Genomic DNA, 15159 nt, shown 5'->3' on the forward strand with positions numbered 1-15159 from the left:
CCTGCCATTTAGTTCTCCCACTTATGCTTTGGATCGAAAAAATTTTTTATAAATTTTTTATTTATTTTTTTTGTTTAAATCATTCTTTTTATATAATTTAATACTGTTGTTAACAATTTCGTATACTATTAAAGGTTTAAATCATCGTTTTTTGTATCGGTTCCGATTTAATCGGATTAACAGGTTTTTTGAAGTTTTGATGTTTTATTTAATTGTTGTTTACAATGAAAAATTCACGGATTTATTATATATCTATAATTATTTTGTCTCTTATATCATGTAATGATATAGGATCTGATCCTTCCCTGGAAAATCAATTCCAGGGAACATATACTCAGGAAATTGAACAAATGAAAGCCTTTTATAATACAGGGTTAGATTTGGCAATTGAACAGTTGGAAATAAGCGTTCCTGTAAAGCTTCAAAGTAATCATGATTTGGAGGAAAGATTACTCATGGGAATCCTGGATGGATTAAACAATGAAATTTTTTCTTTACCTAGCGATGGTTTTAACACTTATTCCTTCAGAATGAATGAATTGTTGAACCTAACAAATAGGCCAAATAATAGGCTTAAAAATATATTGTTAAGTGATGCAAACATTTTTAATGAAAGCCAGATAAAAATGACTGAACCTTTTTTTCAGAAATTACTTACAACAGAAAACCCCACTGACGCAAAAAGCGTCGCTAATTTATTTGAAAGGGAAATCATAGAATCTTCATTAAACTATGGCGAAAAGGTCTCATTGCTTTCACTTTCATCTGGAGCTATAGTTGTTTCGGATTTTATTCTTAATGACGGAATTGAAAAGATCAGGGATAAAATAAAGGACAGTATTGATAATGAAAACCAGGTTGCAGGTTGTTCAGTTAATATGAGAAATGTTTGGGGTGATGCAGTTGTTGGTTTTGCCGCAGGAGCGACCGCTGGTTGTTATGCAGGTGCAACCGCCGGGACTGTCGCATTTCCAGTTGTAGGTACTGTTACTGGATGCGTCAGCGCTGGGATGGTAAGTGGGGCAGGTGGTTTTATTTCTGGTGCTTCCTACAGCATTATTTCCGGTTTACTTTTATCTTGTTTTAGATAAAAATAAACATGGGTAAAAAAAAATTAAATGAAAAATCTAATTATGAATATTAACCAACCTAAAAAGACTAAAAAACGATTTATTATTGGCAGCATTGGAATGGCAATAATATTTATGGCCTTTGGTTCATATGGATCATTTAGCCCTCTTGAAGTCGGTTTTTATACTTCAATAGGAGCTGCAGTTCTTTGGTATTACCTGAGCTATTATGTTTTTAAATGGCTGCTTGATAAAGGTAAGGTCTAAATTATTATCGTATTTATTAAAAAAACGAATTTAGCAGTTTGATCGAAAAGGCAGGTTCAAAATTTGGACTTGCTTTTTGTTGCTATGTCCTTTCCTTCTATTTGTGTTTACTTTATTCCACCAGTAATTGTTAAATGCTTCAGGAAGGCAAGCTGAAAGCCAGCTTTTAACCCCATATTGAACCCGACCGGATTATGGAAAAAGGCCCGGTCAGCCTTGCCATCATTCATTCAGCTTTTTATAAATTTTCTTCATCATCAATTGCTTTACCAGGTCGCCAAAGATTTTATCTTCCAGGATTTTTTCAAAGATTTCCTGATTTTGATCCATGCGTCCAATGAGCTTGTCAATGAACTTATCGTTAAAAGCAAATTTGAACGTGTCCATTTTTTTTACTCTTGCCTGGGTCTGTAAGGTTTCATCTTCCATCAATTCCGATTCTATCTGGTCAAAAAATAGCTTGTCAGCTTCTTCAAAATTGGTCCCGAAGCGGTCATTGAGTACATTGATGATTTCGGAAAGCAAAGCTTCTTGCTCTTTGGTCCTTTTCAACCCTGCTTCTGTAGTGCCACTTAGGGCTCCTTCTTCCCCTTTTCCAATTCTATAGCACCTGGGAAGTACAAAAAAAGATAGCTTACCACCTGTACAACATTTTGCGTTACCTATAAAAAATCAGACACCTATATTCATTTTCTTGTGTTCGAACCAAGGGGACTCTGATTTACAGGTAGCTTTATTGTCAAATTTGATAATTAACGAAAATTTAAATGATAAGTGGGTGGTGTTTACTAATGAACCTGGATTGACGGTGGTCAATAGCCTTTCCTGAATTCTCTCAGATGCAATGCTGGGGACAGGGTTTTTTGTCTTGATATTTGATACCCAAAACCCTTATTTTTCCACTTTTGAAGGTATGGCTTTCTTTTTTACAATGTCATCAATGATGGCCCGGGCATGTACAATGGTATTTTCAATAAAAAATTCCCGGGTATTCAATCCCCCGCAAACAACCCCTGCCAAATACAAACCTGGCACATTGGACTCCTGGCTGCTGTCGTCATAGCAGGGCTGCCTTTTTTCATCCAGGCTCAATTCCACCCCCAATTGATCCAATAAGGCAAAGTTAGGCTTGTATCCGGTCATGGCAAGCACATAATCATTTTCGATGGTTATTTCACCTTCCGGTGTGTTCAGCACCACTTCCTTTTCCCTGATTTCCCTGATGGTGGTATTGTAATAGCCCTTGATCGATCCTTCCTTGATCCGGTTTTCTATGTCCGGTAAAACCCAGTATTTCACGGTTTGGTCAATTTGGGGTTTCATGACCACCATGGTCACCTCCGCACCTTTTCGCCAGGTTTCCAGAGCCACATCTACAGCCGAATTGCCACCACCGACCACTACTATTTTCTGCCCGATATAAGGCCAGGGTTCTTTATAATAATGGGTTACTTTTGGTAGTTCCTCCCCAGGAACATTCATGGTATTGGGCAAATCATAAAATCCTGTGGCCATGACCAGTTTTTCTGCCTGGTATTCACCTTTGGATGTTTTGACGGAAAAGCCAGTTCCTTTTTTCTCCAATAGAAGAACTTCCTCATATAGGCTGATTTTCAACTGGTAATGTTTGACTATCCTTCTGTAATACTCCAGTGCTTCAGGCCGGGTAGGTTTATTGGAGATGGACATGAAGGGTATATCTCCCATCTCCAACTTCTCGGAGGTGGAAAAAAAAGTCATATTGACAGGATAGTTAAAAATTGAATTGGTAAGTACCCCTTTTTCTACTATCAGGTAGTCCAGATTTTTCTTCTGGGCTTCTATGCCGCAGGCCAATCCTATAGGCCCGGCCCCAATAATCAACAATTCCAACTTTTTCATATGATTATTAACATGATTTTTGGATCATAGTTCCTGATTGTAGCTATTTTACCTGAATCGCAAATTCGTTAATTTCCCTTTGAGGTACGGTACGGATTTCTTTTATCTCTGCAGTTCCGTCCTGGTGCCAGAGTACAGCCGTGGTATTTACCGTTCCATAGTAGTCGTCTACCCGGATAAACTGGGCGGATACGGCCTTTTCCAATTCTTTGGATAACCCTGTTTCAGGAAGGTCTTTTTCAGAAGCAGGCATTTTGGATTGAAGCAAATCCAACAACGAATCAAGGCCGGGTTTTTTGTGGTCAAGCATGGTTTTCAACTGCTCTTTTGCCCGAATTACTTTTGGCCAGGGAGTATCCAGAAAGGCATTGGATATGGCATGTACCCCAGGTGCTATCCGTTGAATGCCTCCGCCGTAGTTTGAATAAACATACAATGCATCTCCTTCCCCCAGCAGCAGGTTAAATCCATTATAGTTTTCTCTGGCTTTTTCTACCTGCTTCAAATAGGACAATGGCGAAAGTTTGCCATCTAAAAAACCAGATACCAATTCCCCCCTGGATCTTTCCCGCGGCCTTTCCCTGGACATGTCCCGGAAATTGGTCAATGCGGCAAAACGCCCCTTCGGGTGGAAACCCAGCCAGGTACCCCCTTCTTTCAAATCCTTGCCCGCATAGATCCCATTTTCCCACTGGTGAAGGGATTGGGTAGGCCTTTGAAAGTATTCATCCCTGTTGGCCACCAATATCAGTTTGTAATCCGGATGCTGCAGCCAACTAAAAGTAATCAAACACATGTACAAATTAAACGAGAAGCATGCTACAGAAAAAACCAATAGTGAAAATTTTTAACAAATTTTAATACGACAAAAATCGTATAAAATTTTGACTTACGATTTTTGTCGTATATATTTGGTACGAAATCAATCGTATTGTAAGATGAAGGAAAAACCTACAGCGGCAGAATTGGAAGTATTGGCCATTATCTGGGATATGGGCGAAGCCAGTGTTCGGGAGGTGCACGAGAAATTGGCCCGGGATAAGGAAACCGGTTATACGACCACCTTGAAAATCATGCAAAACATGCATGGAAAAGGTTTACTCAGCCGGGATGATCAAAAAAGAAAACATGTTTACCGTGCTGTGGTGAGTCAGAAGGATACCCAGCAATCACTTGTGAAAAGTTTTATCAGCAAGACTTTTGGGGGATCAGCAAAAAAGCTGGTCATGCAGGCCCTTGGACAAAGTGATCCATCGAGGGAGGAAATCGAGGAGATCCGTGCGTTTTTGGATAAAATAGAAAACAAAGGCTCATGAAACTGGACTGGTTTTTTTCGAACTTACCGGAAGTACTAGGCTGGGCTTTGCTTCATTCCTTGTGGCAATTTCTTTTGCTGGCCGGTTTATACGCCCTGATATTGCGTATTCCGATATTCAGTATACCCCGATACCGCTACCTGGCAGGTTTTTCCGGCCTGATCCTGATGTTATTGTGTTTTCTGTCCACCGTCTGGTATGAATACCTGCAACTGGTGGCCGTATCTGCCATGCCTTCGGCTGTACCGACATACCTGGCCCTGCCTTCCGGATCGGCCGGGAAACAGCCCGAGTTGACAACTTTGGCTGTCGATTTTTTCCAAAAGGCGATTCCCTACCTGGTCAATGTCTGGTTTATTGGCGTGGTTTTTTATATGCTGCGCCTGTTGGGTAATTTTGTCAACTTGCAGCAAATCAAAAGGAGGTCTTCTGCAGATTTACCGGAATGGATTTCAGATAGTACCAGAACCTGTCTGGAAAAGATGGGAATTAAGCTTCCGGTCTCCGTAAGGAAGAGCGATGAAATAGAAGTTCCCCTGGTTTTCGGTATACTTAAACCCATGATACTGATCCCAGCCAGCTTGCTTGTCAGTATGCCATCTGGTCAACTGGAGGCCATATTGGCGCATGAGCTGGCCCATGTGCGCCGCCATGATTTTGCGCTCAACCTATTTCAGTCCTTTCTTGAAATGATCTTTTTCTACCACCCGGGCTTTTGGTGGATAAATGAGACAGTGAGGGAGTCCAGAGAGCAAGCTACTGATGATTTAGCGATAGCCTGTGGAGCAAAAGGCCCCGATCTGGCACATGCCCTGGCCCACCTCGTTAACAGGACCAGCATACAGGCCCCCCAACTGGCCATGGCCGCAAAAAAATCGGGTTTCCCCACCCTTCGCAGGATACAGAGAATGATGGGAATGAAACCGTCCTCAATAACCAACACACCATTGATTACTAAAACCATGATGATTACTAGTCTGCTAAGCTTTGTGCTATTGCTGGGAACGGCCCAACAGGACGATCTTCCCAGGGAAAATTGGCTGGAAACCCGGCTCAGTTACACCACAATTTATAAGGTTGATCAGGACATGCCCTTAACATTCCGCCTGGATATTGATTCTACAGACAGCCTGCCAGGCTCAGCGGCAAGGAACATTCAACTGGATGTGGATGTAGAGATTGACTCAATTGGTAATGTAGTAGACAAATTTGTATATACAGATAGCCTTCCAGATATGCCATCCCTGTCGATTCCCCCACCTCCGGTATTCCCATCCTTTCCCGCAGCACCTTTATTTCCTGATGCCGATCCCTTTATTTCCGACACCTTTATGGATGGGTTTGGAGACAGTATCCGTACTTATGCCTTAAAAATTGTTCAGTTCCATAGAGATTCTACTCCCGATGGCCTGGCTCAAAAGGAAAAATTTGAGCAAAAAATGCAGATATTTCAAGAGAAAATGGCTGAATCTCAAAAGGTTTTTCAGGAAAAGATGAAGGCTTGGGAAGCCGAATTTAGACCAAAGATGGAAGAGTTTGAAGCAAAAATGGATGCCTGGAGAAAGGAAAACGAGCCCAGAATGGAGGAATTTGAGGCCAAAATGGAGGCCTGGAGAAAAGCAAATGAACCCCGGATCGAAGCTTTTGAAGCCAGAATGAAGGAGTGGAGTAAAGAACAGGAAGCGAAGATGGAAATCATTGAAGAGAAAATAAGGGAACGAGAAAAAACGATAGAAAAGCGTCGGGAGCAATCTGAGCAAAACAGGTGAGGGCAATGAAAAACAAAAAACCACCCCGAACACATAGTGGTAAAGGGTGGTTTTAGCTGTAGGTGGCAAGTATATATTTCTGCCTTAACGCATTACCTATTCTGTCTATTATTCCGGTATCATTTCCATTGACATGATTGCCATATTGACGGATTCTTCCTCGTTTAAAGCAGCCGTCACAATGTAAAGATCCTGATATCCCAGATTGCCAGCATCTTTAAAAGACAGCTCAAAAGGATACTGTGCCATGCCTTCGGCCGGCTTTTTTCTGATGATTTCCTGTCCGATCAATTTGCCCTCGGGACCGCCGACCCGGGCTTCAACCGTGTAACCGAAATCAAAAGGATTTTGGGAACCTGCCAGGAAGGAAATACCTGAAATGCCATCCAAATCAATTTGTTTTAATGCAAAATGGCCTTTTGAGGTAGGTGCCAATAAAATTTGTTGTCCATTTACATCATAGGTATTGAATCCTTCAATTTCGTCCACATTCCCTAAATTGATTTTACTGTTTCTCAGGAATACCGAGGTAGAAGAACTCAGGGGTTTAATATTTTCAGCCCCGCGATCTGTATAACTGGCATTCAGTATCATTACGCCATTGGGGGCCATTTCTTTACCCAGTGCCGGCTCTATTACACCGCTAGCGGGAAGCGAAGCCGCCAGGCTCTCCAGATCTCCCAGTGATAACACCCAGGCAACGATTTTTCTCGCATCTCCTTCCTTGAGATCCGGGTTGGCAGGCATCATGGTCTCCCCCCAAACCCCAGAGCCACCTTTGAGGATCTTATTGACCAAATGATCCACAGCACCGGCATCTCCCTCATATTTTTTGGATACCGCTGTATAGGCCGGCCCTATGGAAGCGGCATCTACCTTGTGGCAGGTTTTACAGGTAAGTGATTCCATGATACTTTTGCCGGCCATGGCTTCTGACATGACCTGGTGACCCATGGAGGCTTCTGCCATATCAAAGCCGTCGATGTAATCTGCCGAAACATACAGGGAGGATAAGTCTTCCCCTGCTTTGGGATCGTCAGGATCGTTGACACTGACTTCATAGGCTACTATCTTACCTGGAAAATAGAAACTGCCGTTGCTGGTAAATTCAATACTGATTTCCGGAGCCACATTCCCTGCATATACATTAATCGTATTGCTATTGGCCGTTTCATTGTCCGGGTCGCTCACCTGAAGGGAAATGTCATAATCCCCAATGGCATTGTAGGTGTACGTCAACTCCGGTACTTCCGTAGTAATGGATTCTCCATTTCCCAAATCCCAGTTATAGGTCAGTGGGTCATTTTCCGGATCCATAACATCGGCTTTGAGACTTACCTCCAGGGGCAGGCTTCCGGAGGTCTTGTCGGAGGATAATCCTGCAATGACCGGAGCCCTGTTGCCAGGATTATAGTTGATTACTGACAGCGCAGCATCCGGATTGGCACTGAACCAGCCATTTCCATATTCCAGCAGGTACAACTTACCATCCGGACCAAGTTCAAGGTCGATCAGGGCATTGTGCCTGACACCCTCCATGAAGGGTTCCATTTTCAAATAATCCCCGTTTTCATCCATGGTAACCACTTTTATCCAGCCCCTGATCCATTCGTAGATGAATAGCTTTCCATCGTAATAATCCGGAAGACCCCCACCGTTTGGATAAAGATCGGAATAATAAACGGGACCTGCCATGGCATTTCTTCCGCCGGTCCCTACCTGCGGAAATGCTTCTGATTGGTCATAAGGATAATAGATAAAGGCCGGTTGGGCTGGAGGAAGCTCCCGCAAACCGGTATTGTTTTTGGATAGGTTTACCGGGGAAAGAGGGTCAAATTGTATACCTGGTTCACCAGTATTAAAATCATAGGCATTGTAGGGGTAGTTGTCTCCTACAAAGAATGGCCAACCAAAAAAGCCGGCTTTCTTGGCCTGATTGACCTCGTCATATCCCCTGGGGCCCCTTACTCCCAAGCTGTCTGCCCTTGCATCAGGCCCTACTTCACCCCAATACAGATAACCTGTTTTTTTGTCTACAGAGATTCGGTATGGGTTTCGGTTACCTTGAACATAAATTTCCGGTTTGGTTCCTTCCATCCCCTCGGGATAAAGATTTCCTTCAGGGATACTGTAGCTTCCATCTTCATTGACTTTGATCCGGATTATTTTTCCTCTCAGGTCATTGGTATTTCCGGAAGACCTGGCGGCATCGTACTGCTCAAATCCGGGCCTGTCGTCCAGGGGAGCATATCCCCTTAAGGTATGCTCCTGGTTTGGTTGATTAAATGGCGTTGAATTGTCGCCTGCCGATACGTAGAGCAAACCTTCACTGTCGAAGGCAATGGACCCGCCAGTATGGCAGCAAATATCCCGCTGGGAATAAAACTCCAGAATGACCTGTTCGGAATCCATTTTCCATTCGTCCTCTTCAAATTTAAACCTGGCTAGCCGGTTGACGGATTTGCCCGTGGGACTGTAGAAAACATATACCCAATGGTTATTTTCGAAGTCAGGATCTACCTGAATACCCATCAGGCCTTCCTCTGCATTTACCCTGGGCACATCTGTTTTCCAATAAACATCCAGGCTTGTCAATTGAGTGGTGGTGGAATCACCTGCTTTATAATGCAGGATTTCCCCTCTTCTTTGTGCAATCAAAATATCCAGATTGGGGAGAATGGCCATCTCAGTGGGTTCGGTAAATTCGCCCTTTACCATGGACACTTTTTCAAACCGATTGGCTTCGGGAACCCTCTTGCTAATGGCTTTTGAATAGTCAAGCTTCTTATTTGCTCCAATGGCGTACTTGATACCTTCAAGCAGGTGTTGCAGGTACAGTTCCTCTTCAAAGGAGGCCGATGTATGTCCTCCTCCGGTGTAAAAAGCCCTTCCACCATCATACTCATGGTACCAGGCAATGGGATGCTCGCCCATGTCTTCTCCTCCCTGATAACTGTCCTCATCCAGGGTCATCAATACCTGTACACTTTCATTGAAATCCTTGTAACTGTACCATTCATCGGTTCTGGTCCATTGGTCCGGTAAGAAAGAAGTACTGCTGTGGGACTTATCTACTACATCAATTAGCCCTTCCTGTACATTGGGATGTGGGTCATTGATGCCCGGATGATCAGAAAAATACCCTCCAGCCATTTTTCCATACCAGGCCCAATCATACTCAGTATCCGCTGCAGCATGGATGCCTACATAACCACCTCCAGCTTGTATGTACCTTTCAAAATCCGCTTCCTGGTAATGGTTAAGTACATCTCCAGTGGTACTAAGAAATATAACCGCACTGTATTGTTCCAGAATTTCTTCAGTAAACAATGCTGCATTGGTGGTGGTGTCTACCTGAAAACCATTTTCCACTCCTAATTTTAAAATTGCCTGAATACCATCCGGGATGGATTCATGGTAATAACCCGATGTTTTGGAGAAAACCAATACTTTTGGGTCTCCGGATCTGGTTGAACAGGCCCCTATAAAAAGCCCGGCAAACAAAAGGGCCATAAAGCCCTTTATCACGCGTTTGATATACATACTTTGTTTGATTTTTGCAGCAATATAAAGAATATCTTTTTTATGTAGCTTCCGTTTATCAATATTTTAGTTTAAATGCCCCTAAACCCCATTTTGATTACAAAAGCGTTCGAATTTCGGATGCTAATTCTTTGCCAGGAAAATGGGTAATTCTCTGATATGCCAAACCATTTAAACATCCACTCCAATTAGATTTTCAGCAAATACCCCTGGAACCTGAGTGGAAAGTTTTGCCTGTTTCAGGTACAACAAAGTCAAAAAAGAAACGATTAGCCATGCATTGCCAAATAAATGAAAAACAAATTCAGGGCTGTAGCGGATATTTTGTTCATCCACATGGCCATCTGGTGGCTGACATATTTTTGCGGATTTTTTTGGACCAGTAAAAACCAAAGCGAAAAATAGCCCACCACCGGCAACATGGCGAATAAAAAAGCCCAAATGGCTGAAGATAAATTCATACTCATAAAATACTGCACAAAGGCCAGGCCTCCCAGCAGGAACCAGATGGCTGCAAAACCAAAAGTACCTGTTATCCCAAGTTTGATGCTTAGGGTGATATCCCCTCTTTTAAGATCTTCCTCATGCTGGTATATCTGTGTTAGCGGATAGGATCCCAATAGAAGCACACTCGTAAGCATGGCCGGTATCCAGACCTCTTTTTGTGCCAACTCAGCTAAACCAGACCCTGAAAACCCCTCATAACACATCCCGAAAGTAAATGCCCCCTGAAAAAAGCCCGCAGTAAGCCAGCTGATGAAAGGGTATTTTTTTAGCCGGATAGCCGGATGACTGTAGGCCATGGACACCAAACCGTAAACCAATACCATGAATAAAAAAACAGGACCCAAAAGTGTGGACAACAAAAGGGCGAGGAAAAAGAATGTTTGGGAGAGATAATAAAGCCCTTTGGTTACCTTTTTGGGGTTTTTCAGCCCGCCAATGCTCTTTTCGTCCTTGTCAAAATAACTGTTGTAGCCATTGCTGGAGGGATATAGCAATAAATGAAGGATGACCCATACCCAAATGGCCCGGAAAGTATCCACTTCGGGAACAGTGGCCAATGCAAACAAAAATACGGGCATCAGGTAAAAAGAAAAGGGGATTCTTAAGTGTTCCCAACTGGATTTTTTAAACATAACTGGAAAGCTTGATAACTTTTCGCCAAGGCAACTGTTTTTTACTTATCTTGAAAATTACAATAAAATTCAGCTAAATTGAAATCCATGCAAAGCCATATCGTCAGTATTGGGCTGGCCAACCCGGGAAATCCCATTCCACAGGAAAACATCAGTCGTTTTATGCAAATGGCTCATGGACTGAATAGCAGTGAAAGCAGGAAACTAAGTTTTGTCTACCGCAAATCCGGAATCCGGCAACGTTACAGTGCTTTAAAGGATTTTAATCATGAAGATCCGGATAAGTTTAATTTTTTTCCCAACAACAATACCCTGGAGCCTTTTCCGGGGACAGCCAGCAGGATGAATGTTTTCCGGAAGGAGGCACCCCTTTTGGCAAACCTTGCCATTCAGCGCTGCCTGCTGAAAGCGGATGAATTGCCTGGAAATGTTACCCATCTGGTATTGGTTTCCTGCACCGGAATGTATGCCCCGGGTGTGGAAATGGACATTATTCAGGCAATGGGATTCAGCAATACCATAGAGAGGTATGCGATTCATTTTATGGGCTGCTATGCGGCGTTCAATGCGATTAAGTTGGCCGACAGGATATGCCGAAGCGAACCGGAAGCAAAGGTATTGCTGGTAGGTGTGGAACTTTGCACCATTCATTTTCAAAAAGACTACAATGAGGACAATGTAATTGCCAATGCTTTGTTTGGTGATGGGGCTGCAGCGGTGCTCATAAAAACTTCTGCCGGGGGCCTTGGCATCAAGCAATACCAAAGCAATATTTTGATAGAGGGGGAGTCAGAAATGGCCTGGTCCATTGGGGATTTTGGATTTGAAATGAAGCTCAGTAAGTACATACCAGAATTATTGAGCAATGGTATACAGGAGTTTAAGATCAATTTGGAGAAAAAGTTTGGCATTTCCCGGATCAGTCAGTTTGCCATTCATCCCGGCGGGAAACAAATTTTAAGAAAAATAGAAGCTGCCTTTGGTATTGGAGAAAAACAGAACTTTCATTCCCACCGGATTTTAGAGAAATTTGGAAACATGTCATCCGTCACCATTTTATTCGTCTTGGCTGCTATTCTGGAAGACCCTACCATTCAGGGGGAAATATTGGCCATGGGTTTTGGCCCGGGGCTAACATTGGAAACATTACTGGTAGAAAAATGATGGGTAAATTTTCACGAAGGAGTCAGGCCAAAGAATTAATGGACGATTTGCAATGCAATGGAATGGAATTGGAACAGACGCTTCGGGAACTGAAAACCATCAACAGGCTGCTGGGTGGCAACAGCGTTACCACCTCTGGTTTGGAACAACTGATCAGTGAAAGACCCCAGGAGCTTTATACCATTGCAGACCTGGGTTGTGGAGGAGGCGATATGGCCATGCTGATAAAAAAATGGTCCAGCGATAGGGGCTACTCCAGCCAGGTGATCGGGGTAGATGCCAACCCGCACATTATAAACCTTGCAAAGCAGCATGCAAGGGCGGCAGAGGTGGATGTTGACTTCAGGGTGGGCAATGTGTTTGATCCCGGATTTCTGAAGCAAAAAGCGGATATTTTGACATGTACCTTATTTACCCATCATTTTACAAATGAAGAACTCATCGAACTTTTAGCAAACTTCAAATCTGTGGGCAGGCTGGGATTGGTGATCAATGACTTGCACCGTCATTTCCTGGCTTATTATAGCATAATGGGCCTGACGGCATTGTTTTCAAGGTCTGGAATGGTAAAGAATGACGCCCCTCTTTCTGTGTTGAGGGCTTTTTCCAAATCGGACTGGGAAAAAATTCTAAAAGCTTCAGGAGTTGAAAAATTCCAAATTTCCTGGCATTGGGCCTTCAGGTGGCAGGTTATTTGCTGGTTCTGAGTAAATTTTCGTATTTTGAATCATTTAAACCAATAAATACAATAAATTATGGATATGGATACCATTGATTTTGCAGGCATGATGGAAAATGCACTGCCACTTATTTTACTTGCACTAAAAAGTATTTTGATCGCTGTAATTATCTATTTCATCGGTAAATGGGTAATTAATTTTACACTTAAGGCAATCGACAAAATATTCGTTAAATATGATGTAGATCCCTCCCTATCAAGTTTTTTAAGCAGCTTTTTAAAGGGATTACTTTATGTTTTGTTGATACTGGCGGTATTGTCCACCCTGGGGGTTGAAGTTACGGCCTTCATTGCCATTTTGGGTGCTGCAGGTTTGGCCATTGGTCTGGCCCTTCAAGGTTCATTGGCCAATTTTGCAGGAGGAATACTGATACTGATTTTTAAGCCTTTTAAAGTGGGAGATACCATTGAAGCACAGGGAACCTTAGGCTCAGTAGAAAACATTGCCATTCTTTATACCACAGTCAGGAATTTTGACAATAAAGTGGTAACTATTCCTAACGGAGCCCTGGCAAACAACAGTATTACCAATTTTTCTGTCAAGCCCACCCGCCGTGTGGAAATGGCTGTGGGTGTAGCTTATGGAACGGATTTAAAAAAGACCCGGCAGGTCATTTTGGATACCTTGAAAAAGGATGATCGGATCCATGAAGATCCTGCTCCTGCTGTTTATTTCACTAATTTTGGCGATAATTCACTGGACTTGTCAGTAAGGTGTTGGGCAGATGCAGATAATTTGTGGCCGGTATTTTGGGATAATATGGAATCTATTAAAGAGTCTCTGGAAGCGCACGACATAGAAGTGCCTTTTCCTCAGCGGGATGTGCATCACTTTTTTCCGGAAGGAAAGCCAGAAATTAAAGGGTAATCTTATCAAAAGGGTGAAAAAGCCGGAGCCTCCAACACTACCAAGTTAAAGAGGCTCCGGGCAAACCCTACATTAAAAAATAACCAACTACCAAAATTCAATCAACTTCTCATCCAACCGCACACGTAATTTATTTTCTAAAAAATAAAATCTTTACTCCGGATGATTTAATAAACATCCATCCCTGTCATAATTGATCAATATTTTTTCATTTTTATCGCTGATCAGTTGCATGCTTCCCTCGGAAGGTGCAGGTACACCAGATTCCATACATTCCTGCAGAAAAACGATTGATTTTACGATTTCAAAAGATGTTTTGGAATAATCGTCCGTTGACAATGTTCCTGATCCGGATAAGTAAATTCTAAAACCGGCATATTCTGTAGACAGCTGTAAATCTCTGATATACGACTGGTTTATGGTGAACTTTTGTCTGTTCGAATTGGTCAGCTGGAAATTTATGGCTTCAGAAGCAAATCTTAAGCTTCTGCTTTCTGTCTGATATCCTTTATTTTCCAATTTTCGCTGACCTTCCATTTGTTTCCCGTTTAAGGAAAAATTTTCAAATCCAATGGTCAATTGGCTACCTTTATGCAGGAAATTAGCGGTGTAGGAAATGGTAAGTATACCTTTTTTTTCCAAACCTCTATTGCTGACACAACCTTCGCCATAATCTACTGTTATCCTTTTGTTTTTTTCATCCCTGCTAATTCTGGTACCGGGGCAGCTTGATTCGTCCAGCAAAGGCATTATTTTTTGCTGGGTTAAATCCTGTTGCATTGCGGAAAGTACCAAAAGATCCACTTCCTCTATCAATCCCATCATTTCAGAAACCTCCATAGTGGGAATCATTGCTGATGTTGAATTCGGGCCCTCCTGTTCCGCTGAAATACAGGAAAAAAGAAAGAAAGGAAAGATTGCAACCAACCATTTCACCAAATATAGTTTTGGGTTTCCCATCTGTATCCTTCTGCTTAAGTCAATGATCGTTTGTTTGTAATCGAAAAGTAATACTGAATAAATTGTTAAACTAGTAAAAAACAAATTAATTAATTATAAAAATTAACAAAACATATATTTGATTTCAAAAAACAAAAAAATAGGTATACTTTCAAAAATCCACTTAAAAGTGTGTTTTCCAAATTAAAAAATGCAGCTTGAATTAATATTATTGGTTATTCCGATTTGTTGGTGCTATTTTTTGTTAATAATGTGTAATTTAATGTTTAAAAATTACTGTTATGGCTTTTCAGTATTTTTGACCTTTCAGTTTTACGTGAAATCATGAGGTCTGATTAGGGGTAAATGGCCAACGCATAAAAGCGACTAAGTCTTGTTTTTGAAGGCTTATCTGTAAGCCCAAAAATTAATTTTATCTTTGGCCCCTGATCCATGAACCAACA

At 42.2% G+C, this 15159-nt stretch carries 13 protein-coding genes; 7 read left to right on the forward strand and 6 right to left on the reverse strand.

Annotated elements, in window-relative coordinates; genetic code table 11:
* Nucleotides 1-224: 224 nt before the first annotated feature.
* Both G9Q97_RS24770 and G9Q97_RS08715 read left to right on the forward strand, forming a co-directional pair.
* Entirely contained in the window at nt 225-1091 is an 867-nt protein-coding gene (locus G9Q97_RS24770; RefSeq protein WP_222851956.1) for a hypothetical protein, read from the forward strand.
* A gap of 27 nt (nt 1092-1118) precedes the next feature.
* Nucleotides 1119-1337, forward strand: coding sequence for a hypothetical protein (locus tag G9Q97_RS08715; RefSeq protein WP_246255543.1), 219 nt, complete (start codon nt 1119-1121; stop codon nt 1335-1337).
* A gap of 222 nt (nt 1338-1559) precedes the next feature.
* Here the strand turns inward: G9Q97_RS08715 and G9Q97_RS08720 are convergent, their stop codons facing one another.
* From G9Q97_RS08720 to G9Q97_RS08730, 3 genes are all read right to left on the reverse strand, one after another.
* On the reverse strand, nt 1560-1889 hold the full coding sequence (locus G9Q97_RS08720; RefSeq protein ID WP_222851957.1) for a hypothetical protein: 330 nt from the start codon (nt 1887-1889) through the stop codon (nt 1560-1562).
* Between the two features lie 339 nt (nt 1890-2228).
* Complete coding sequence (locus G9Q97_RS08725) at nt 2229-3218, reverse strand: YpdA family putative bacillithiol disulfide reductase (RefSeq protein WP_166145713.1); 990 nt, start codon at nt 3216-3218, stop codon at nt 2229-2231.
* 43 nt (nt 3219-3261) lie between these two features.
* The gene (locus tag G9Q97_RS08730; RefSeq protein WP_166145716.1) at nt 3262-4014 is read right to left on the reverse strand and encodes an NRDE family protein; all 753 of its coding nucleotides are present in this window, start codon (nt 4012-4014) and stop codon (nt 3262-3264) included.
* A gap of 142 nt (nt 4015-4156) precedes the next feature.
* Between G9Q97_RS08730 and G9Q97_RS08735 the strand changes: the two genes are divergently transcribed.
* Together G9Q97_RS08735 and G9Q97_RS08740 are read left to right on the forward strand one after the other, a co-directional pair.
* Nucleotides 4157-4534: a BlaI/MecI/CopY family transcriptional regulator gene (locus tag G9Q97_RS08735; protein WP_166145719.1), complete on the forward strand. Its 378-nt coding sequence runs from the start codon at nt 4157-4159 to the stop codon at nt 4532-4534.
* Entirely contained in the window at nt 4531-6303 is a 1773-nt protein-coding gene (locus G9Q97_RS08740) for a M56 family metallopeptidase (protein WP_166145722.1), read from the forward strand. The genes G9Q97_RS08735 and G9Q97_RS08740 overlap by 4 nt, the downstream gene beginning before the upstream one ends.
* Nucleotides 6304-6411: 108 nt before the next feature.
* Here the strand turns inward: G9Q97_RS08740 and G9Q97_RS08745 are convergent, their stop codons facing one another.
* Both G9Q97_RS08745 and G9Q97_RS08750 read right to left on the reverse strand, forming a co-directional pair.
* The gene (locus G9Q97_RS08745; RefSeq protein ID WP_166145725.1) at nt 6412-9846 is read right to left on the reverse strand and encodes a ThuA domain-containing protein; all 3435 of its coding nucleotides are present in this window, start codon (nt 9844-9846) and stop codon (nt 6412-6414) included.
* 269 nt (nt 9847-10115) lie between these two features.
* Complete coding sequence (locus tag G9Q97_RS08750) at nt 10116-10985, reverse strand: UbiA family prenyltransferase (RefSeq protein WP_166145728.1); 870 nt, start codon at nt 10983-10985, stop codon at nt 10116-10118.
* Nucleotides 10986-11072: 87 nt separating this feature from the next.
* Here G9Q97_RS08750 and G9Q97_RS08755 point away from each other — a divergent pair, with 87 nt between their 5' ends.
* The 3 genes from G9Q97_RS08755 to G9Q97_RS08765 are packed head-to-tail and all read left to right on the forward strand — an operon-like array spanning nt 11073 to nt 13756.
* Entirely contained in the window at nt 11073-12149 is a 1077-nt protein-coding gene (locus tag G9Q97_RS08755) for a type III polyketide synthase (RefSeq protein WP_166145731.1), read from the forward strand.
* Nucleotides 12146-12856 (forward strand): methyltransferase domain-containing protein, encoded by a 711-nt coding sequence (locus G9Q97_RS08760; protein ID WP_317168739.1) that lies wholly within the window; start codon nt 12146-12148, stop codon nt 12854-12856. Before G9Q97_RS08755 ends, G9Q97_RS08760 begins: the two co-directional genes overlap by 4 nt.
* Nucleotides 12857-12910: 54 nt before the next feature.
* Nucleotides 12911-13756: a mechanosensitive ion channel family protein gene (locus G9Q97_RS08765; protein WP_394352983.1), complete on the forward strand. Its 846-nt coding sequence runs from the start codon at nt 12911-12913 to the stop codon at nt 13754-13756.
* A gap of 153 nt (nt 13757-13909) precedes the next feature.
* On the opposite strand, the gene G9Q97_RS08770 is transcribed toward G9Q97_RS08765, so the two are convergent.
* Nucleotides 13910-14608 carry a hypothetical protein gene (locus tag G9Q97_RS08770; protein ID WP_166145737.1) on the reverse strand — a complete coding sequence of 233 codons (699 nt, stop codon included), beginning with the start codon at nt 14606-14608 and terminating at the stop codon, nt 13910-13912.
* Between the last annotated feature and the right edge of the window lie 551 nt (nt 14609-15159).

Origin of the sequence: Cyclobacterium plantarum (assembly GCF_011290685.1) — a bacterium.
Taxonomy (GTDB): domain Bacteria; phylum Bacteroidota; class Bacteroidia; order Cytophagales; family Cyclobacteriaceae; genus Cyclobacterium; species Cyclobacterium plantarum.

What these genes read in the sequence shown, in the direction of transcription:
- G9Q97_RS24770 (WP_222851956.1), top strand. Translation starts at nt 225, where the DNA reads ATGAAAAATTCACGGATTTATTATATATCTATAATTATTTTGTCTCTT.
- G9Q97_RS08715 (WP_246255543.1), top strand. Translation starts at nt 1,119, where the DNA reads ATGAAAAATCTAATTATGAATATTAACCAACCTAAAAAGACTAAAAAA.
- G9Q97_RS08725 (WP_166145713.1), bottom strand. Translation starts at nt 3,218, where the DNA reads ATGAAAAAGTTGGAATTGTTGATTATTGGGGCCGGGCCTATAGGATTG.
- G9Q97_RS08730 (WP_166145716.1), bottom strand. Translation starts at nt 4,014, where the DNA reads ATGTGTTTGATTACTTTTAGTTGGCTGCAGCATCCGGATTACAAACTG.
- G9Q97_RS08735 (WP_166145719.1), top strand. Translation starts at nt 4,157, where the DNA reads ATGAAGGAAAAACCTACAGCGGCAGAATTGGAAGTATTGGCCATTATC.
- G9Q97_RS08740 (WP_166145722.1), top strand. Translation starts at nt 4,531, where the DNA reads ATGAAACTGGACTGGTTTTTTTCGAACTTACCGGAAGTACTAGGCTGG.
- G9Q97_RS08745 (WP_166145725.1), bottom strand. Translation starts at nt 9,846, where the DNA reads ATGTATATCAAACGCGTGATAAAGGGCTTTATGGCCCTTTTGTTTGCC.
- G9Q97_RS08750 (WP_166145728.1), bottom strand. Translation starts at nt 10,985, where the DNA reads ATGTTTAAAAAATCCAGTTGGGAACACTTAAGAATCCCCTTTTCTTTT.
- G9Q97_RS08755 (WP_166145731.1), top strand. Translation starts at nt 11,073, where the DNA reads ATGCAAAGCCATATCGTCAGTATTGGGCTGGCCAACCCGGGAAATCCC.
- G9Q97_RS08760 (WP_317168739.1), top strand. Translation starts at nt 12,146, where the DNA reads ATGATGGGTAAATTTTCACGAAGGAGTCAGGCCAAAGAATTAATGGAC.
- G9Q97_RS08765 (WP_394352983.1), top strand. Translation starts at nt 12,911, where the DNA reads ATGGATACCATTGATTTTGCAGGCATGATGGAAAATGCACTGCCACTT.
- G9Q97_RS08770 (WP_166145737.1), bottom strand. Translation starts at nt 14,608, where the DNA reads ATGATTCCCACTATGGAGGTTTCTGAAATGATGGGATTGATAGAGGAA.